General features: G+C 75.1%; 16 protein-coding genes. 3 read left to right on the top strand and 13 right to left on the bottom strand.

The features are described 5' to 3' along the window. Positions 1 to 69: 69 nt before the first annotated feature. Genes ACVJO7_RS03620 through ACVJO7_RS03605 form a run of 4 tightly spaced genes read right to left on the bottom strand, consistent with a single transcriptional unit; the run spans position 70 to position 5586 of the window. Positions 70 to 924, bottom strand: a complete 855-nt coding sequence (locus ACVJO7_RS03620; protein WP_491671706.1) for an SWIM zinc finger family protein — start codon at positions 922 to 924, stop codon at positions 70 to 72. After that, a complete protein-coding gene (locus tag ACVJO7_RS03615; RefSeq protein WP_491671705.1) occupies positions 917 to 4003 on the bottom strand; it encodes a DEAD/DEAH box helicase in 3087 nt (1028 codons plus the stop codon). The genes ACVJO7_RS03620 and ACVJO7_RS03615 overlap by 8 nt, the downstream gene beginning before the upstream one ends. A 9-nt stretch (positions 4004 to 4012) precedes the next feature. Next, on the bottom strand, positions 4013 to 4633 hold the full coding sequence (locus tag ACVJO7_RS03610) for an alpha/beta hydrolase (RefSeq protein WP_491671704.1): 621 nt from the start codon (positions 4631 to 4633) through the stop codon (positions 4013 to 4015). Then, positions 4633 to 5586: a VOC family protein gene (locus tag ACVJO7_RS03605; RefSeq protein WP_491671703.1), complete on the bottom strand. Its 954-nt coding sequence runs from the start codon at positions 5584 to 5586 to the stop codon at positions 4633 to 4635. The genes ACVJO7_RS03610 and ACVJO7_RS03605 overlap by 1 nt, the downstream gene beginning before the upstream one ends. A gap of 126 nt (positions 5587 to 5712) precedes the next feature. Here ACVJO7_RS03605 and ACVJO7_RS03600 point away from each other — a divergent pair, with 126 nt between their 5' ends. Continuing rightward, positions 5713 to 6720: an AraC-like ligand-binding domain-containing protein gene (locus ACVJO7_RS03600; protein WP_491671702.1), complete on the top strand. Its 1008-nt coding sequence runs from the start codon at positions 5713 to 5715 to the stop codon at positions 6718 to 6720. Here ACVJO7_RS03600 and ACVJO7_RS03595 read toward each other — a convergent pair. The 3 genes from ACVJO7_RS03595 to ACVJO7_RS03585 form a co-directional block, all read right to left on the bottom strand. Beyond that, positions 6684 to 7169 (bottom strand): SRPBCC family protein, encoded by a 486-nt coding sequence (locus ACVJO7_RS03595; protein WP_344026036.1) that lies wholly within the window; start codon positions 7167 to 7169, stop codon positions 6684 to 6686. The genes ACVJO7_RS03600 and ACVJO7_RS03595 overlap by 37 nt on opposite strands. After that, positions 7166 to 7510, bottom strand: a complete 345-nt coding sequence (locus ACVJO7_RS03590) for an ArsR/SmtB family transcription factor (RefSeq protein WP_491671701.1) — start codon at positions 7508 to 7510, stop codon at positions 7166 to 7168. Before ACVJO7_RS03590 ends, ACVJO7_RS03595 begins: the two co-directional genes overlap by 4 nt. A 76-nt stretch (positions 7511 to 7586) precedes the next feature. Further along, positions 7587 to 8573, bottom strand: a complete 987-nt coding sequence (locus ACVJO7_RS03585) for a pirin family protein (RefSeq protein WP_344026032.1) — start codon at positions 8571 to 8573, stop codon at positions 7587 to 7589. A gap of 83 nt (positions 8574 to 8656) precedes the next feature. Between ACVJO7_RS03585 and ACVJO7_RS03580 the strand changes: the two genes are divergently transcribed. Beyond that, positions 8657 to 9082: a TIGR03668 family PPOX class F420-dependent oxidoreductase gene (locus tag ACVJO7_RS03580; RefSeq protein ID WP_358489253.1), complete on the top strand. Its 426-nt coding sequence runs from the start codon at positions 8657 to 8659 to the stop codon at positions 9080 to 9082. A 15-nt stretch (positions 9083 to 9097) separates the two neighbouring features. On the opposite strand, the gene ACVJO7_RS03575 is transcribed toward ACVJO7_RS03580, so the two are convergent. The 5 genes from ACVJO7_RS03575 to ACVJO7_RS03555 form a co-directional block, all read right to left on the bottom strand. Next, positions 9098 to 9859, bottom strand: coding sequence for an alpha/beta fold hydrolase (locus ACVJO7_RS03575; protein WP_491671700.1), 762 nt, complete (start codon positions 9857 to 9859; stop codon positions 9098 to 9100). A gap of 89 nt (positions 9860 to 9948) precedes the next feature. Then, on the bottom strand, positions 9949 to 10326 hold the full coding sequence (locus tag ACVJO7_RS03570) for an MmcQ/YjbR family DNA-binding protein (protein ID WP_344026026.1): 378 nt from the start codon (positions 10324 to 10326) through the stop codon (positions 9949 to 9951). Further along, the gene (locus ACVJO7_RS03565) at positions 10323 to 10706 is read right to left on the bottom strand and encodes a VOC family protein (RefSeq protein ID WP_491671699.1); all 384 of its coding nucleotides are present in this window, start codon (positions 10704 to 10706) and stop codon (positions 10323 to 10325) included. Before ACVJO7_RS03565 ends, ACVJO7_RS03570 begins: the two co-directional genes overlap by 4 nt. Next, positions 10703 to 11539 carry a helix-turn-helix domain-containing protein gene (locus ACVJO7_RS03560; protein ID WP_344026022.1) on the bottom strand — a complete coding sequence of 279 codons (837 nt, stop codon included), beginning with the start codon at positions 11537 to 11539 and terminating at the stop codon, positions 10703 to 10705. Before ACVJO7_RS03560 ends, ACVJO7_RS03565 begins: the two co-directional genes overlap by 4 nt. Positions 11540 to 11675: 136 nt before the next feature. After that, positions 11676 to 12239 carry a LysE/ArgO family amino acid transporter gene (locus ACVJO7_RS03555; RefSeq protein ID WP_491671698.1) on the bottom strand — a complete coding sequence of 188 codons (564 nt, stop codon included), beginning with the start codon at positions 12237 to 12239 and terminating at the stop codon, positions 11676 to 11678. A 106-nt stretch (positions 12240 to 12345) separates the two neighbouring features. On the opposite strand from ACVJO7_RS03555, the gene ACVJO7_RS03550 reads away from it, so the two are divergent. Continuing rightward, on the top strand, positions 12346 to 13245 hold the full coding sequence (locus ACVJO7_RS03550; RefSeq protein WP_491671697.1) for a LysR family transcriptional regulator ArgP: 900 nt from the start codon (positions 12346 to 12348) through the stop codon (positions 13243 to 13245). A gap of 6 nt (positions 13246 to 13251) precedes the next feature. Here the strand turns inward: ACVJO7_RS03550 and ACVJO7_RS03545 are convergent, their stop codons facing one another. Continuing rightward, positions 13252 to 13464 carry a hypothetical protein gene (locus ACVJO7_RS03545; protein ID WP_344026016.1) on the bottom strand — a complete coding sequence of 71 codons (213 nt, stop codon included), beginning with the start codon at positions 13462 to 13464 and terminating at the stop codon, positions 13252 to 13254. Between the last annotated feature and the right edge of the window lie 27 nt (positions 13465 to 13491).

Here is a 13491-nt window from a genome sequence, read left to right as displayed (position 1 = left end):
CTTCGTGGTGGGAGCGGCGCGTCAGTTCGGGACGAGGGCCCGGCCGTGGTGATCACAGCGGCCGGGCCCTCACACGTTCCCGGGCTCCCCGGCACCCGGATCCGGATCGGCCAGCACCTCGTACACCGGCCGCAGCGCCTCGGTCAGCGGCTCCCCACCGGCCCGCAGCCCCGGATCCGGCACCTGGGCGAGCACCGCCCCCGGTTCGGTCTCCGGCGGCCGCGGCGGCACGGCGGCCGCGGCCGGTGCCGACCAGAAGTCCGCCAGCCGGTCGGCGAGCGCCACCGGGGCGGCCGCCCCGGCCGTGCCGGCGGCCCGGTCGCGCTCCTCGCGCAACCGGCCCAGCAGCGTCCCCCGGTCCCGGCCGCGCAGCTCCAGCAGGGTGAACGGATCGGTGTCGCAGCGCTCCGCGAGCAGGTAGAACACCGCGGCCAGGTGCTTGCAGGGCACCATCGCGTCCGGGCACGAGCAGTCCTGCGACAGGTCGTTGCCGGCCGCCGGGAACAGCGACATCCCCAGCCCGCCGAGCAGCTCCTCGATGTCGGTCGGCACCGTCCCGGCGAGCAGCGCCGCCGCGTACCAGGCGTCGGCGGCCAGCGCCTCCTCGACCCGGCGCCACTCCGGCTTGTCCCAGACCCGCAACCCGATCCGCACCCGGTAGGGCTGCGGCCGGGTGCCCTGGACCAGCGCGACGGCGGCGCCCGCGTCGACCTCGAACGACACCACCTGGCCGGAGCGGGCGTAGGTCCGCCCGCGGGACAGCCGCCCGCCGACGCCGAGCTGCTCGAGCACCGACAGGAACCGCCCCGACCACCAGGTCCGGGCCACCGGCCCCTTCGGGGCGTGGATCCGGATGCCGCCCTCGACCCGGATCGGGCGCCCGCCCGGGTAGTCCTCCTGCGCCCAGAACGGCCGGTCACTCATCGGGACCCTCCTGCTCCTCGGCGTCGGCCACCGCGTCCGCGCCGAGCGCGAAGACCTCGCGCAGCTCGGTGACCGACAGCGACGTCAGCCAGTCCTCGCCGTCGGTGACGACCATGTCCGACAGCGACCGCTTCGACGCCACCAACGTGTCGATCCGCTCCTCGACGGTGCCCGGGCAGACGAACTTGCGGACCTGCACCGACCGCTTCTGCCCGATCCGGAACGCCCGGTCGGTGGCCTGGTCCTCGACGGCCGGGTTCCACCAGCGGTCCAGGTGGATCACGTGGTTCGCCGCGGTCAGCGTCAGCCCGGTGCCGCCCGCCTTGAGTGAGAGCAGGAACACCGACGGCCCGTCCGGCCCCTGGAACCGGGCGACCATCTCGTCGCGCCGCTTCTTCGGCGTGCCGCCGTGCAGATAAAACACCTCGGTGTCGAACCGCGCCGACAGATGCGGGCGCAGCATCGCCGCGAACTCGGTGTACTGGGTGAACAGCAACGCCTTGTCGCCGGCGGCGAGCACCGCCTCCAGGATCTCCTCCAGCCGGGCGACCTTGCCGGAGCGGTGCCGCCCGCCGGCCCGGCGGATCGGCGACCCGTCGTGCAGCAGCTGCGCGGGATGGTTGCAGACCTGCTTGAGCTTGCTCATCGCCGCCAGCACGTTGCCGCGGCGCTCGATGCCGTCGCTGCCCTCGATCCGCTCCATCATGTCGTCGACGACCGTGCGGTACAGCGACGCCTGCTCGCGGGTGAGCCGGTGGTCCTGCACGATCTCGATCTTCTCCGGCAGGTCGTCGATCACCGTCGGATCGGTCTTGACCCGGCGCAGCAGGTACGGGCGGGTGACCCGGCGCAGCGTGCGCGCCGCGCCGGCGTCGCCGTGCCGCTCGATCGGCACCGCGAACCGCTGCCGGAACACCTCGGGCACGCCGAGCATGCCCGGGTTCAGGAAGTCCAGCACCGACCACAGCTCGGCCAGCCGGTTCTCCATCGGGGTGCCGGTCAGCGCGATCCGGTGCGCCGCGTTCAGCGAGCGCATCGTGCGGGACGCCGCGGCGTACGAGTTCTTGATCATCTGGGCCTCGTCGAGGACGAGCCGGTGGAACCGCCACAGCCGCAGGTCGTCGGCGTCCCGGGTGGCCGTGGCGTAGGTGGTGACCACCAGGTCGGCCGCGCCGAGCCGCTCGTGCAGCGCAGCGCCGCGCGGCCGGCCGGCGCCGTGGTGGGCGTGCACCCGCAGCGCCGGGGCGAACCGGGCGGCCTCGCGCTGCCAGGTGCCGACCATCGACATCGGGCAGACGATCAGCGTCGGCGCCCCGGCCGCGCCGTCCCCGGGCGCCCGGTCGTGCGCCTCCAGGGCGAGCAGCTGCACGGTCTTGCCCAGGCCCATGTCGTCGGCCAGGCAGGCGCCCAGCCCGAGCGAGGACAGGAACGCCAGCCAGGCGACCCCCCGCTCCTGGTAGGGGCGCAGCGTCGCAGTGAACCCCGGCGGCGAGGGCAGCGGCTCCAGGTCGCGGTCCGCGGTCCCGTCGAGCAGCTCGCCGAGCCGCCCGTGCGCCTGCACGTCGGTCACCGGCAGCGGCGCGTCGACGTCGCCCCGGGCGGCGGCCAGCACGTCGTGCACGGTCGGCGTGCGGTCCCGGGACCGGCGCAGGAAGTCCAGGCCGCGGGCCAGCGCGTCCGCGTCGACCGCGACCCAGCGCCCGCGCAGCCGGACCAGCGGCGCCTTCGCGGCGACCAGCGCGGCGATCTCCGTCTCGCCCAGCTCGTCGTCGCCGACCGCGATCGACCAGCGGAAGGTGGCCAGCTCGTCGCGGCCCAGACCGCCCCGGGTGACCACGCCGGGCGCCGCCGACGACGACGCCGACAGCTTCAGCCCGAGCGTGCGCGCGCCGTCCCAGCCGCGCGGCAGGGCGACGCCGAACCCGGCGGCCAGCAGCGCGGGCGCGTCCCGGGTGAGGAACCGGTGCGCGCCATCGACGTCGAGCGGCAGCTCGGCGGGCCGGGGGCTGCGCAGGGCCCTGACCAGCGCCGGCAGCACCTGCGCGGCCCGGCCCAGCTCGGCGAGCAGCACCTCCTGCGCGCCGGTGACCAGGTCGTCGGCGGCGCCCGCCCAGACGTCGGCGGCGTCGACCTGCAGACTGGGGTCCTCGGTGGACTGCAGCACGAACTGCAGCTCCCAGCGGGTGCCGTCGCCGGTCTGGTCCAGCTGGTCCGGCCCGGGATCGGCCGGGTCGTGCATCGACGAGACCTCCGCCAGCCGGAACAGCGCGGTGCCCGCGCCGGGCTGCTCGCGGCCGACACCGGCCCACTCGTCGATCGCGTCGCGCAGCGCGCCGAGCCCGGCCGATCCGGCGGCGACCACCGGGTCCGGGCCGGTGAGGGCGTGCAGCAGCGCGGCCGCCGAGTCCGGCCGCGCGGGCAGCGGCACCGGCATCGACGGCGACCGGCCCAGCCGCTCGCGGACCGCGGCGTCGGTGAACCCGGACAGCGCCGAGTCCACCAGCTCCTCCGGGTCGGCACCGGCGGCGTCGCCCGGGCGCCGCTGCTCGGCGCGGGCCACCGGCGGCAGCCTGCGCACCAGATCGGCCCGGGCCACCGCGTCGAGCCCCTGGACCACCGGCCGCCAGCGGGCCACCGGCCGGCCGGCCTCGGTGCGCAGCACCGGCAGCACCCGCCCGCGGGCGGCCAGCTCCGCGGCGAACGCCGCCAGCTCCGCGAGATGGGCGACGTCGTCGCCGTAGCGCACGTCGGCCGACAGGTCGGTCAGCTCGGACGGATCGACCAGCACCGCCGGGACCGTCCACGGTGCCAGCGTGAGGGCGCTGCGGGAGCGGGCACCGGCGGCCGACCGGACCAGGCCGGGGGAGTCCTGCGGGCCGCCCGGGTGGGAGGGCAGCAGCACCGTGACCGAGGCGTTGCGGCCCGGGTGCACCGCGGCCAGCTCGTCGGACGGCACCGCGAACGGGTGCGGGCGGGCGGTGCGCAGCGACCGCCGGGTGGTGCGGGCCGGACGTTCGCCGTCCTCCGCCCAGAGCAGCACACCGCGACCGGGGGAGTGGAGGGCGTGGACGACGAGCACACCCCCACGCTAGAGGCCACCCCCGACAGCGAGCGCACGCAGGAGCGCCGCGGCCGCCGAGCACGCCTCGTCGGTGATCACGTGCTCGTCGCCGGGCTCGATCCGCAGGTCCACCTCGGCGCCGCCGGCGGTGAGCAGCGCGGCGGTCTGCTCGACCCGGCGGCGCGGCACCCACGGGTCGTCGGCGATCGACCGCAGCACCGCCGGGGTGCCGGCCAGCGATCCCGGCGGCGGCGCGGGCAGCGGGTCCGGGCCGACGAAGCCGCCGGTGAACAGCACCAGCCCGGCGAGCGGGGCGGTGCGGCGGGCGAGCACGTGGTGCGCGGCCAGGCAGGCGCCCTGGGAGAAGCCCCAGAGCACCACCCGGTCCCGGTCGTGGCCCTCGGCGGCGAACCGGTCCAGCCGGTCGTCGACCATGTCGAGCGCCGCCTGCAGGGCGGCCCGGTTCTCCTCGAACGGCTCCAGGAACGGCTTCGGGTACCAGGAGCCGCCGGGCGCGCGCGGTGCCGCGAACCGCGCCGGGACCGGCCCGAACGGGCTCGCCGTCGCCCGCATGTCCGCCGGGTCGCGGTCCCGCCCGTGCAGGGCGAGCACCGTGACCGGGGCGGCCGGGTCGCCCCAGCGGAGCATCAGATCTCGATCGGCTCGAGCCTGCCGAAGATCTCCTCGCGGCGGTGCTCGAACTGCTCGGGGAGCTGGAACCGGGTGCCGAGCTCCTGCGGGGACTCGTCGCAGGTCCAGCCGCCCTCGGGATGGGGGACGGCGAGCTCGAACAGCGCCCCGCCGGGCGTCCGGACGTAGACGCTCTTGAAGTACTTGCGGTCCTTCAGCTCGGAGATGTCGGTGTAGCCGGCCCCCTCGATCGCGAACTTCACCTCGTCCTGGTTGCGCAGGTCCGACACGTTCCACGCGAAGTGGTGGTGGGTGCCCGCGCCGTAGCGCCAGGTACCCTGGTCGTCGCGCCGGTTGACGGTGATCTCCAGGTGGTTGCCGAACTTCGCGTCGCCGATCTGCAGGGCGGCGACGTCGCCCTCCTCGACCGGGGCGCCCTGGGCGAAGAACGACTCGTCGGCGAACTCGACCATCCGGTCCGGGGTGGTGACGTGCAGCCCGACGCCGTGGATGCCGTGGATCGCGTGCTCCGGCGGGACGCCGTGGCCGGGATGGCCGGTCCGCGGGTCGGCCGCGTTCGGCACGAACACGTACTCGATGCCGGACGGGTGCCGGAACGCCAGCCGCCTGCGGCCGAACCGCTCGGTGTCGGCCACCTCGACGTCGTGCGCGGTCAGCCGGCGGGACCAGAACTCCAGCGAGCCCTCCGGGACCGACAGCAGCACCTCGCGGGCCTGGTTGGTGCCGCGGGTGCCGAACTGGCCCGCCTGCGCCCACGGGAACGTGGTGACCACACTGGACGGGTCGCCGTCGGCGTTGGAGTAGTAGAGGTGGTAGATCGGCAGTGACCCGTCGAAGAGCACGGTGCGCTTGATGAAGCGCATCCCCAGGATCCGGACGTGGAAGTCGACGTCCTCCTGGGCGTGTCCCACGGACAGGGTCACGTGGTGCGAGCCCTCGACATGGGCCATGGCTGAGCCTCCGCTGTGTCGCCGGATCGGTCGGTCCCGACGGTAGGAACCGGGCCGCCCGGTGCGCATCGGCGGGCAGCGCAGGGACCTGTCGTGTCCGTGCACGGCGGGCTACCGTGGGCGATCGTGGGCCACCGGGTGACGACGACCGATCTCGCCGACGCCGTCCCGGCGGCCGGGGCCGTGCAGCGGTTCGTGCCGTGGACGGCCGCGGTCCGCGAGGGCATCGCCGGGTTCGGCTTCGAGTGCGAGCGGCCGCAGCTGTTCACCGGGTCGGTCGGGACCCGCTCGGCGGACGGCGTCGATCTGGTGACGCTCAGCGGCGCCGGGCACGCCGCCGACCGGGACGCCGGTGAGATCGCCGTCGCCGACACCGGCTGCTACGTGCTGAGCCTGCAGCTCGCCGGCGGTTCCCGGGTGACCCAGGACGGGCGGACGGCGGTGCTCGGGCCCGGCCGGTACGCGCTCTACGACGCGTCCCGCCCGGTCCGGGTGGTCGCCGCCGACGGGTACCGGGCGCTGTGCGTGCGGTTCGGGCACGAGCGCGTCGAGCCGCGCGGCGGCGAGCCGCTGACCGGGATCACCGCGACCGCGTTCGACTACCGGGCCGGGCTGGCGGCCACCGTGTGGGACACCGTGATCAGCCTCAACCGGAACCTGCCCGCGCTGGGCCCGCACGGGGCGCTCGCCATGCGCGGCGCGATGGACCTGGTCGGGGTGCTGCTGCGGACCGCCGCCGGGGCCGAGCCGCAGCCGCGCTGCGACCTGCTGGACCGGATCAAGGCGCACGTCGACGCCCATCTCGGCGATCCCGATCTCAGCCCGGCCGGGATCGCCGCCGCGCACTACGTCTCGCCCCGGCACCTGCACAACCTGTTCGCCGGGACCGGCACCAGTGCCGCGGCGTGGATCCGGTCCCGGCGGGTGGAGATGTGCCGCCGCGACCTGGCCGACCCCTCGGCGGCCGCGGTGCCCGCGGCGGCGATCGGGGCCCGCTGGGGCTTCCGCGGGCCGTCGCACTTCGGCCAGGTGTTCAAGCGGGAGACCGGACTGACCCCGGCCGCCTACCGGGAACGCGCCACCGCCCAGCCGGCTGCTCAGCCCGCGGCGAGCAGTTCGTCGAGCTGCTCGTAGCCCTCCCGCACCCCGACCTCCATGCCGGAGGCGAGCATCCCGTCGCGGGCCTCGAAGGAGTCGAACAGTGACGTGCCGACCAGCCGGCTGCGGCCGCCGTCGAGCGGGGTGACGGTGAGGGTCTCCAGGCAGACACCGTCCGGGAAGCCCTCGAAGGTGAACGTCTGCACGATCCGTTCCGGCGCCCTGACCTCGTGGAACGATCCGTAGAAGCGGTACTCGCCGTCGGCGTCGGCGTGCGTGTAGCGGTAGCCGCCGCCGGTCTCGGCGTCCCAGCGCTGCACGGTCATCGTCAGGTTGCGCGGGCCGAGCCAGCGCCGCACCTTCTCGACGTCGACGTGCGCGTCGAAGACCCGGTCCGGCGGGGCGTCGAACTCGCGGGTGACGCGGACCATCGGAAGGTCCGCGACGGCTTCGATGGTGGTCTCACGGGTGGTGGTGCCGCTCATGACGCTGCTCCCTCGCTGGTTCCGGACGACTCCTCGGCCAGCAGGTCGTCGAGGCGCCGGTAGCGCTGTTCGACCTGCCGCCGGTACCGCTCGATCCAGGCCGTCATCAGGTCGAACACCTCTGCCTCGAGGTGCACCGGACGCCGCTGGGCCTCCCGGCTGCGCCGGACCAGCCCCGCGTCCTGGAGCACCTTGATGTGCTTCGACACGGCCTGCAGGGAGACGTCGTAGGACTCGGCGAGCTCGTTGACCGTCGCGTCGTCGGCGGCCAGCCGGGCCACCATGTCGCGGCGCAGCGGATCCGCCAGTGCGGCGAACACCTTCGAGAGCCGGTCCTCCACGTCCCCTCCTTGCTCAACCTTTCGGTTGAACAAGAAGCTAGCGGAGAACCGGCCCGTATTCAACCCGGAAGTTGAGCTAGCTGAATGAGCCGGGCAGCGAGCCGTGCGGCACGTAGTCGGACGGGACGACGCCGAGCCGCCCGCGCTGGTAGTCCTCGAACGCCTGGCGCACCTCGGCCTCGGTGTTCATCACGAACGGGCCGGCCCAGGCGATCGGCTCCCGGATCGGCAGCCCGCCGAGCACCACGACGTCGAACGCCGGATGCCGGGACTCCTGGGAGACGTTGCCGCCCACGGTGATCGTGTCGCCGGGGCCGAACACCGCGAGCTGGCCGGTGCGGATCGGCCGCCGGTCGGCGCCGACCGTGCCGGAGCCGCCCAGGACGTAGACGAGCGCGTTGAACGGGCGCGGCCAGGGCAGCCGCAGCTCGCCGCCGGGGGAGACGGTCGCGTGCACCATCGCCATCGGGGTGTGCGTCGCGCCCGGCCCGGATACCCCGGCGACGTCGCCGGCGATCACCCGCAGCAGCGTGCCGCCGTCCGCGCTCGCGACCAGCGCGGACTCGCCGCCGCGCAGGTCCTGGTACTTCGGCGGCAGCCACTTGTCCTGCTCGGGGAGGTTCACCCACAGCTGCAGGCCGTGGAACAGCCCGCCGGTGCGGACCAGCGCCTCCGGCGGGCGCTCGATGTGCAGCAGGCCGGAGCCGGCCGTCATCCACTGGGTGTCGCCGTCGGTGATGGTGCCGCCGCCGCCGTGCGAGTCGCCGTGCTCGAAGGTGCCGTCGATGATGTAGGTGACCGTCTCGAAGCCGCGGTGCGGGTGCCAGGAGGTGCCCTTCGGCTCGCCCGGCGCGTACTCGACCTCGCCCATCTGGTCCATGTGCAGGAACGGATCGAGATCGCGCAGGTCGACGCCGGCGAACGCGCGGCGGACCGGGAAGCCCTCGCCCTCGTAGCCCTTCGGGGCGGTGGTGACGGAGCGGACGCCGCGGTCGAGGTCGGTCGGGCCCGGCTCGGGGACGCGGGGCAGCGTGCTGACGTCGGTGACGGTGACGGCGGGCATCGGATCCTCCCGGATTCGGTGGTGGTTGCACGATCAACAATCAGGGTGGCGGTGCTGTTCCCGGGCGGCCAGACTGACCGGCGATGCCCGCACTGTCGCAGTCCGCCGCCGCCGAGCTGCTCGGCTCCGCCCGGGTCGCCCGGCTCGCCACGATCCGGCACACCGACGGCACCCCGAGACTGGTGCCCATCACGTTCGCGCTGGTCGACGGCATGGTGGTGTCCGCGGTGGACCGGGTCAAGGCGAAGCGGCACACCCGGCTGGCCCGGTTGCGCGACGTCGCCGCCGATCCGCGGGTGGGTCTGCTCGCCGACCACTACGACGACGACTGGTCGCAGCTGTGGTGGGTCCGGGTCGACGCCGTCGCCGAGCTGCACACCGACGGCGAGCTGTACCGGCGGGCGATCGCGGCTCTGGTGGCGAAGTACCCGCCGTACGCCGCCGAGCCGCCGGACGGGGACGTGCTCGTGCTGGTCCCGGGGCGCTGGACGGGGTGGGGCGCACACTGAGGAGTGTGCGGCCGGTCACCGGAGGTCGGCGAGGAAGCCGGTGATCGCGGCGGCGGTCTCGTCCGGCAGCTCCAGGTGCGGCGAGTGCCGGCACGGCAGCTCGGTCACGGTGACCGGGCCCGCCGCCCGCTCCGCGACGCTGCGGACGTGCACGATGCTGCCGTACGGATCGTCGTGGCCCTGGATCCCGAGCACCGGTGCGGTGATCGCGGACAGCTCGTCCCGGACGTCCCAGGCCCGGAACTCCTCGGCCAGCCACATGTCGTTCCAGCCGCGGAAGGCGGCGTCCGGGTCGTCGTGGTGGCGGGCCATCCGGCTGCGCAGGTCACCCTGCTCGAACGCGGTCCGCGCGGCCCGGATCTCGGCCAGCGCGAAGTCCTCGACCAGCACGTGCGGGGCCAGGACGACCACCCCGGACACGTCGAGCCGGGCCGCGGTCAGCAGCGCGATCGTCCCGCCGTCGGAGTGCCCGAGAAGGACCGGACGGCGCAGGTCCAGCGCCGAGCACAGCGCCGGGACGACGACGGCCGCCTCGGTCGCCATGAACGACGTCGTCGGCGGGGTACGCGGACGGTCCGAACGGCCGTGCCCGAGCCGCGAGTAGGCGGCGGTGCGCCGGCCGCTCTCCGCCGCGATCCGCCGGTGGAACCCGCGCCACAGGCCGACCGAGCCGAGGCCCTCGTGCAGGAACAGCAGCGGCGCGAGATCGGGGGAACCGGGCACGTCGTCGAACTCGTACCGGAGGCCGTCGAGTTCCAGCAGCGTCGTCGCGGGCACGGTCGATCATGCTAAGCGGTGCTCCGCCCGGGGCCGCGGCGCCTCGCCCGGGTCCGCGGACGTGGGCGGGCCCCGCGGAAGCCCGGCGCTCAGGCCCCGGCGAGCCGTGTCGGCGCGACCTGGCGGTAGGCGTCGGTGACGATCTCGGTGATCTCGTCGCGGTCGGCGGCCTGCTCGCCGGTCCCGTCGAGCACCACCCCGAGCCAGCCCCGGTGCCCGACGTAGGCCGGCCGGAAGAACCGGGCCGGATCCTCGGCGACCAGCTCCTCCTGCACCCCCGGCGGCGCGGCGCACCAGAACGCGATGTGCGGGTGCCCGTGATGGTGCTCGGCGTAGCTGACGAACATCCGCTTCACGAACCAGGACGGCGACCCGTGGCTGATCTTCTCGGTGACCTCGGGCAGCGACAGGCAGATCTCCCGCAGCCAGGGCAGCGGATCGGCGGGATCGGGGTGCCGGGCCGTCATCCGGTCATCCGGTACGTCCCCGCCGACCAGACGTTGCCCTCCGGATCGGCCACCGCGAACTCGCGCGACCCGTAGTCCTGGTCGACCGGTTCCATCACCACCCGGGCCCCGGCGGCGACCGCCCTGGCGTGCAGGGCGTCCGGGTCGTCGCAGGTCAGGTAGAGGACGGCGCGTCCGGTGTCGAACCGGTCGTCGGCGCCGCGGCGGGCGCCGAGCGCGAGCACCGCGGTGTCGTCGCCGTCGTCCCAGGCCAGCTCGGCGTGCGCGATCACGCCGCCGTCGCCGGCGTGCGCGTTCAGCTCGCGGAAGCCGAGCGCGGAGGTGAGGAAGTCGATCGCGGCGCGCGGGTCGTCGTAGCGGAGTGTGGTGTGGATGCTCATGCTGTCCGATCCTGCTCGGCGGCCGGGAGCCCGTCTTGTACGAACGGGAACCCGGCCCACTCGGCGCGGAACCCGCCGGGGGTGACACCGGCGAGCGCGCGGAACTCCCGGCTCAGGTGCGCCTGGTCGACGTAGCCGCAGGTCGCGGCGATCTCGGCCAGCGGCACCCGGCTGCCCGAGACCAGCCCGGACGCCCGCGAGAAGCGCAGCACCCGGCCCGCGGTGCGCGGGCCGATCCCGATCTGGGTGGAGAACCGGGACTGCAGGTGCCTGCGGCTCCAGCCGGTCTCGGCGGCCAGCGCGGACACCGGGACCCGCCCGCCGGTGGCGGCGAGCCGGTGCCAGGAGTGCACCACCTCCGGCGCCGGGCGGCGGGCCCGCACGTCCAGCAGCCGCCCGGCCAGCACCTCGTCGACCAGCGCGAAGCGCGCCGGCCAGTCCGGTGCGGCGGCGAGCCGCTCGGGCAGCGCGGACAGCACCGGATCGGCCAGCTCGTCCAGTGCGGGGACGGCGCCGTTCGGCAGGGCCCGGCCGCCGAGCAGGGTGTAGAGCCCGATCGGGGTCAGATCGACCTGGACCCCGGCCTGCGGTCCGGTGAACCGGGTCAGCACCCAGCTGTCGCCGAGCCCGCCGACGAACGCGGCCGTCGTCGTCCTGCCGACGGCCGGGCCGGACAGCTCCAGCGGATGGAACCCGATGACGAGCGCGATGCCCGCGGCGGGCGCCTGCCGCCGCTGCACCGGCACCGCGGACTCCTCCCGGTAGCCGAGGTAGCGCAGCACGAAGGGACGCAGCGCGGCCGGCGGTCGCGCCGGCCGGTACTCCCCGTCCATCACGGCATCGTGCCAGGGTCGCGGCTGCTCCGGCAGCTGCTGCGGGTGCACGGCCATGGCGTCGCGCGCGGCCCGGCGCCCGGAACCGGCCCACCCGGGCGCGGCGACGGCACGGCGCCGACCGCGACCGCGGGTCTCAGACGAGTGCGAGACCGGCGGCGAGCCCCAGCATCACCACGGCGACGGCGCCGTCGAGCACCCGCCAGGCGGACGGCCGAGCGAACAGCCCGGCCAGGCGGGACGCACCGAAGCCGAGGCCGGCGAACCAGAGCAGGCTGGCCGCGACGACCCCGGCGGCGAACGCCCACCGGCCGTCCCCGTGCGCGGCGGCCAGCGACCCGAGGACGAGCAGGTCCAGCAGCATGTGCGGGTTCAGGAAGGTCAGCGCGGCGGCGGTGCCCAGCACCGGCGCCAGCGGCCGGGCCGCACCCGTCCGGTCGGTGGTGAGGACGCCCGGCCGCAGCGCCCGGCGCAGCGCCAGCAGCCCGTAACCGGCCAGGTAGGCCACCCCGCCCCAGCGCACCGCCTCGGCCAGCCCCGGCACCTCGCCGAGCACCAGCCCGACGCCGGCGACGGCGGCCGTCACCAGCAGCAGATCGGCCAGCACGCAGAACGAGACCACGGCCGGCACGTGCTCCCGGCGCAGCCCCTGGCGCAGCACGAACGCGTTCTGCGCCCCGATCGCCGCGATCAGTGACAAACCCGGTCCCGAAACCCACCACCACGCTCACGGTCCGGACGCTAGGCCGGGTACCTGCGGATCCCCGCAGCAGTTCATGTTCGGTCATGAAGCTTAGAATTGCTTCATGTACGACCGGGACCGGCTGGCGACCCTGAGCGCGGTCGTCGAGCAGGGCAGCTTCGAGGCGGCGGCCGAGCGGCTGGCGATCACCCCGTCCGCGGTGTCCCAGCGGATCAAGGCGCTGGAACGGCAGGCCCGGCAGATCCTGGTCCGCCGGTCCCGGCCGTGCACCGCCACCGAGGCGGGCCGGACGCTGCTCCGGCTGGCCCGGCAGGTCGCCCTGCTGGAGGGGGAGGTGGCGCGCGATCTCGGTGGGCACGATCCGGCCGGGACGGTGCACCTGCCGATCGCGGTGAACGCGGACTCGGTCACGCACTGGTTCCTGCGCGCCGTCGTGCCGCTCGCGCAGCGCCACGGGGTGCGCCTGGACCTGCACATCGACGACGAGGAGCACACCGCGGCGCTGCTACGGGAGGGCGCCGTGGTCGGGGCGGTGACGACGTCGGCCGCGGCGGTCCAGGGCTGCGCGGTGCAGCCGATCGGGGCGACCCGCTACCGGCCGGTCGCCGCCCGCGCGGTGTACGACCGCTGGTTCGCCGGCCGCGACCCGGCCGAGGCGTTCCCGCTCGCACCGCGGGTCGACTTCGGGACGAAGGACCGCCTGCAGACCCGCTTCGTCCGGCAGCTCACGCACCGGCCGTGCACCGGGACGGCGCACCGGGTGCCCGCCGCCGACGGCTACCACGACGCCATCCGGGCCGGGCTCGGCTGGGGGATGTTCACCGACGTCCCGGCCCGCGCGTCCGCCGACCGCGGCTGGATCGTGCTGCTGGACGCGCAGCGGTATCTCGACGTGCCGCTCTACTGGCAGCACTGGAAGCTGAGCACCACCGTGCTGGACGCGCTCACCGCGGCGGTGCAGGAGGTCGCGGCCGGGATCCTGGTCCCGCCGGCGGCGCGCTGAGCCGGCTTAGATCCCGGAGCGCCAGGGCCGGCCGAGCCGGATGTCGCAGGTGATGTCGCCGCGGTCGGTGCCGGTCAGGTCGGCGATCAGGTCACGGACCGCGTCCTCGGCGGCGCGCGGATCGTCGACCGTGGTGGACGCCTCGATCCCGGGCACGTAGAGGGTGAGCCTGCGGTCCGCCCGCCAGGCCACCACCTCGTAATGGCGCGCTCCGGTCACGGTCTCCACGGTAGCCCGGCGACGCCG

This window comes from Pseudonocardia sp. DxW (assembly GCF_058448985.1).
This window is presented reverse-complemented; position numbering and strand designations above follow the sequence as displayed.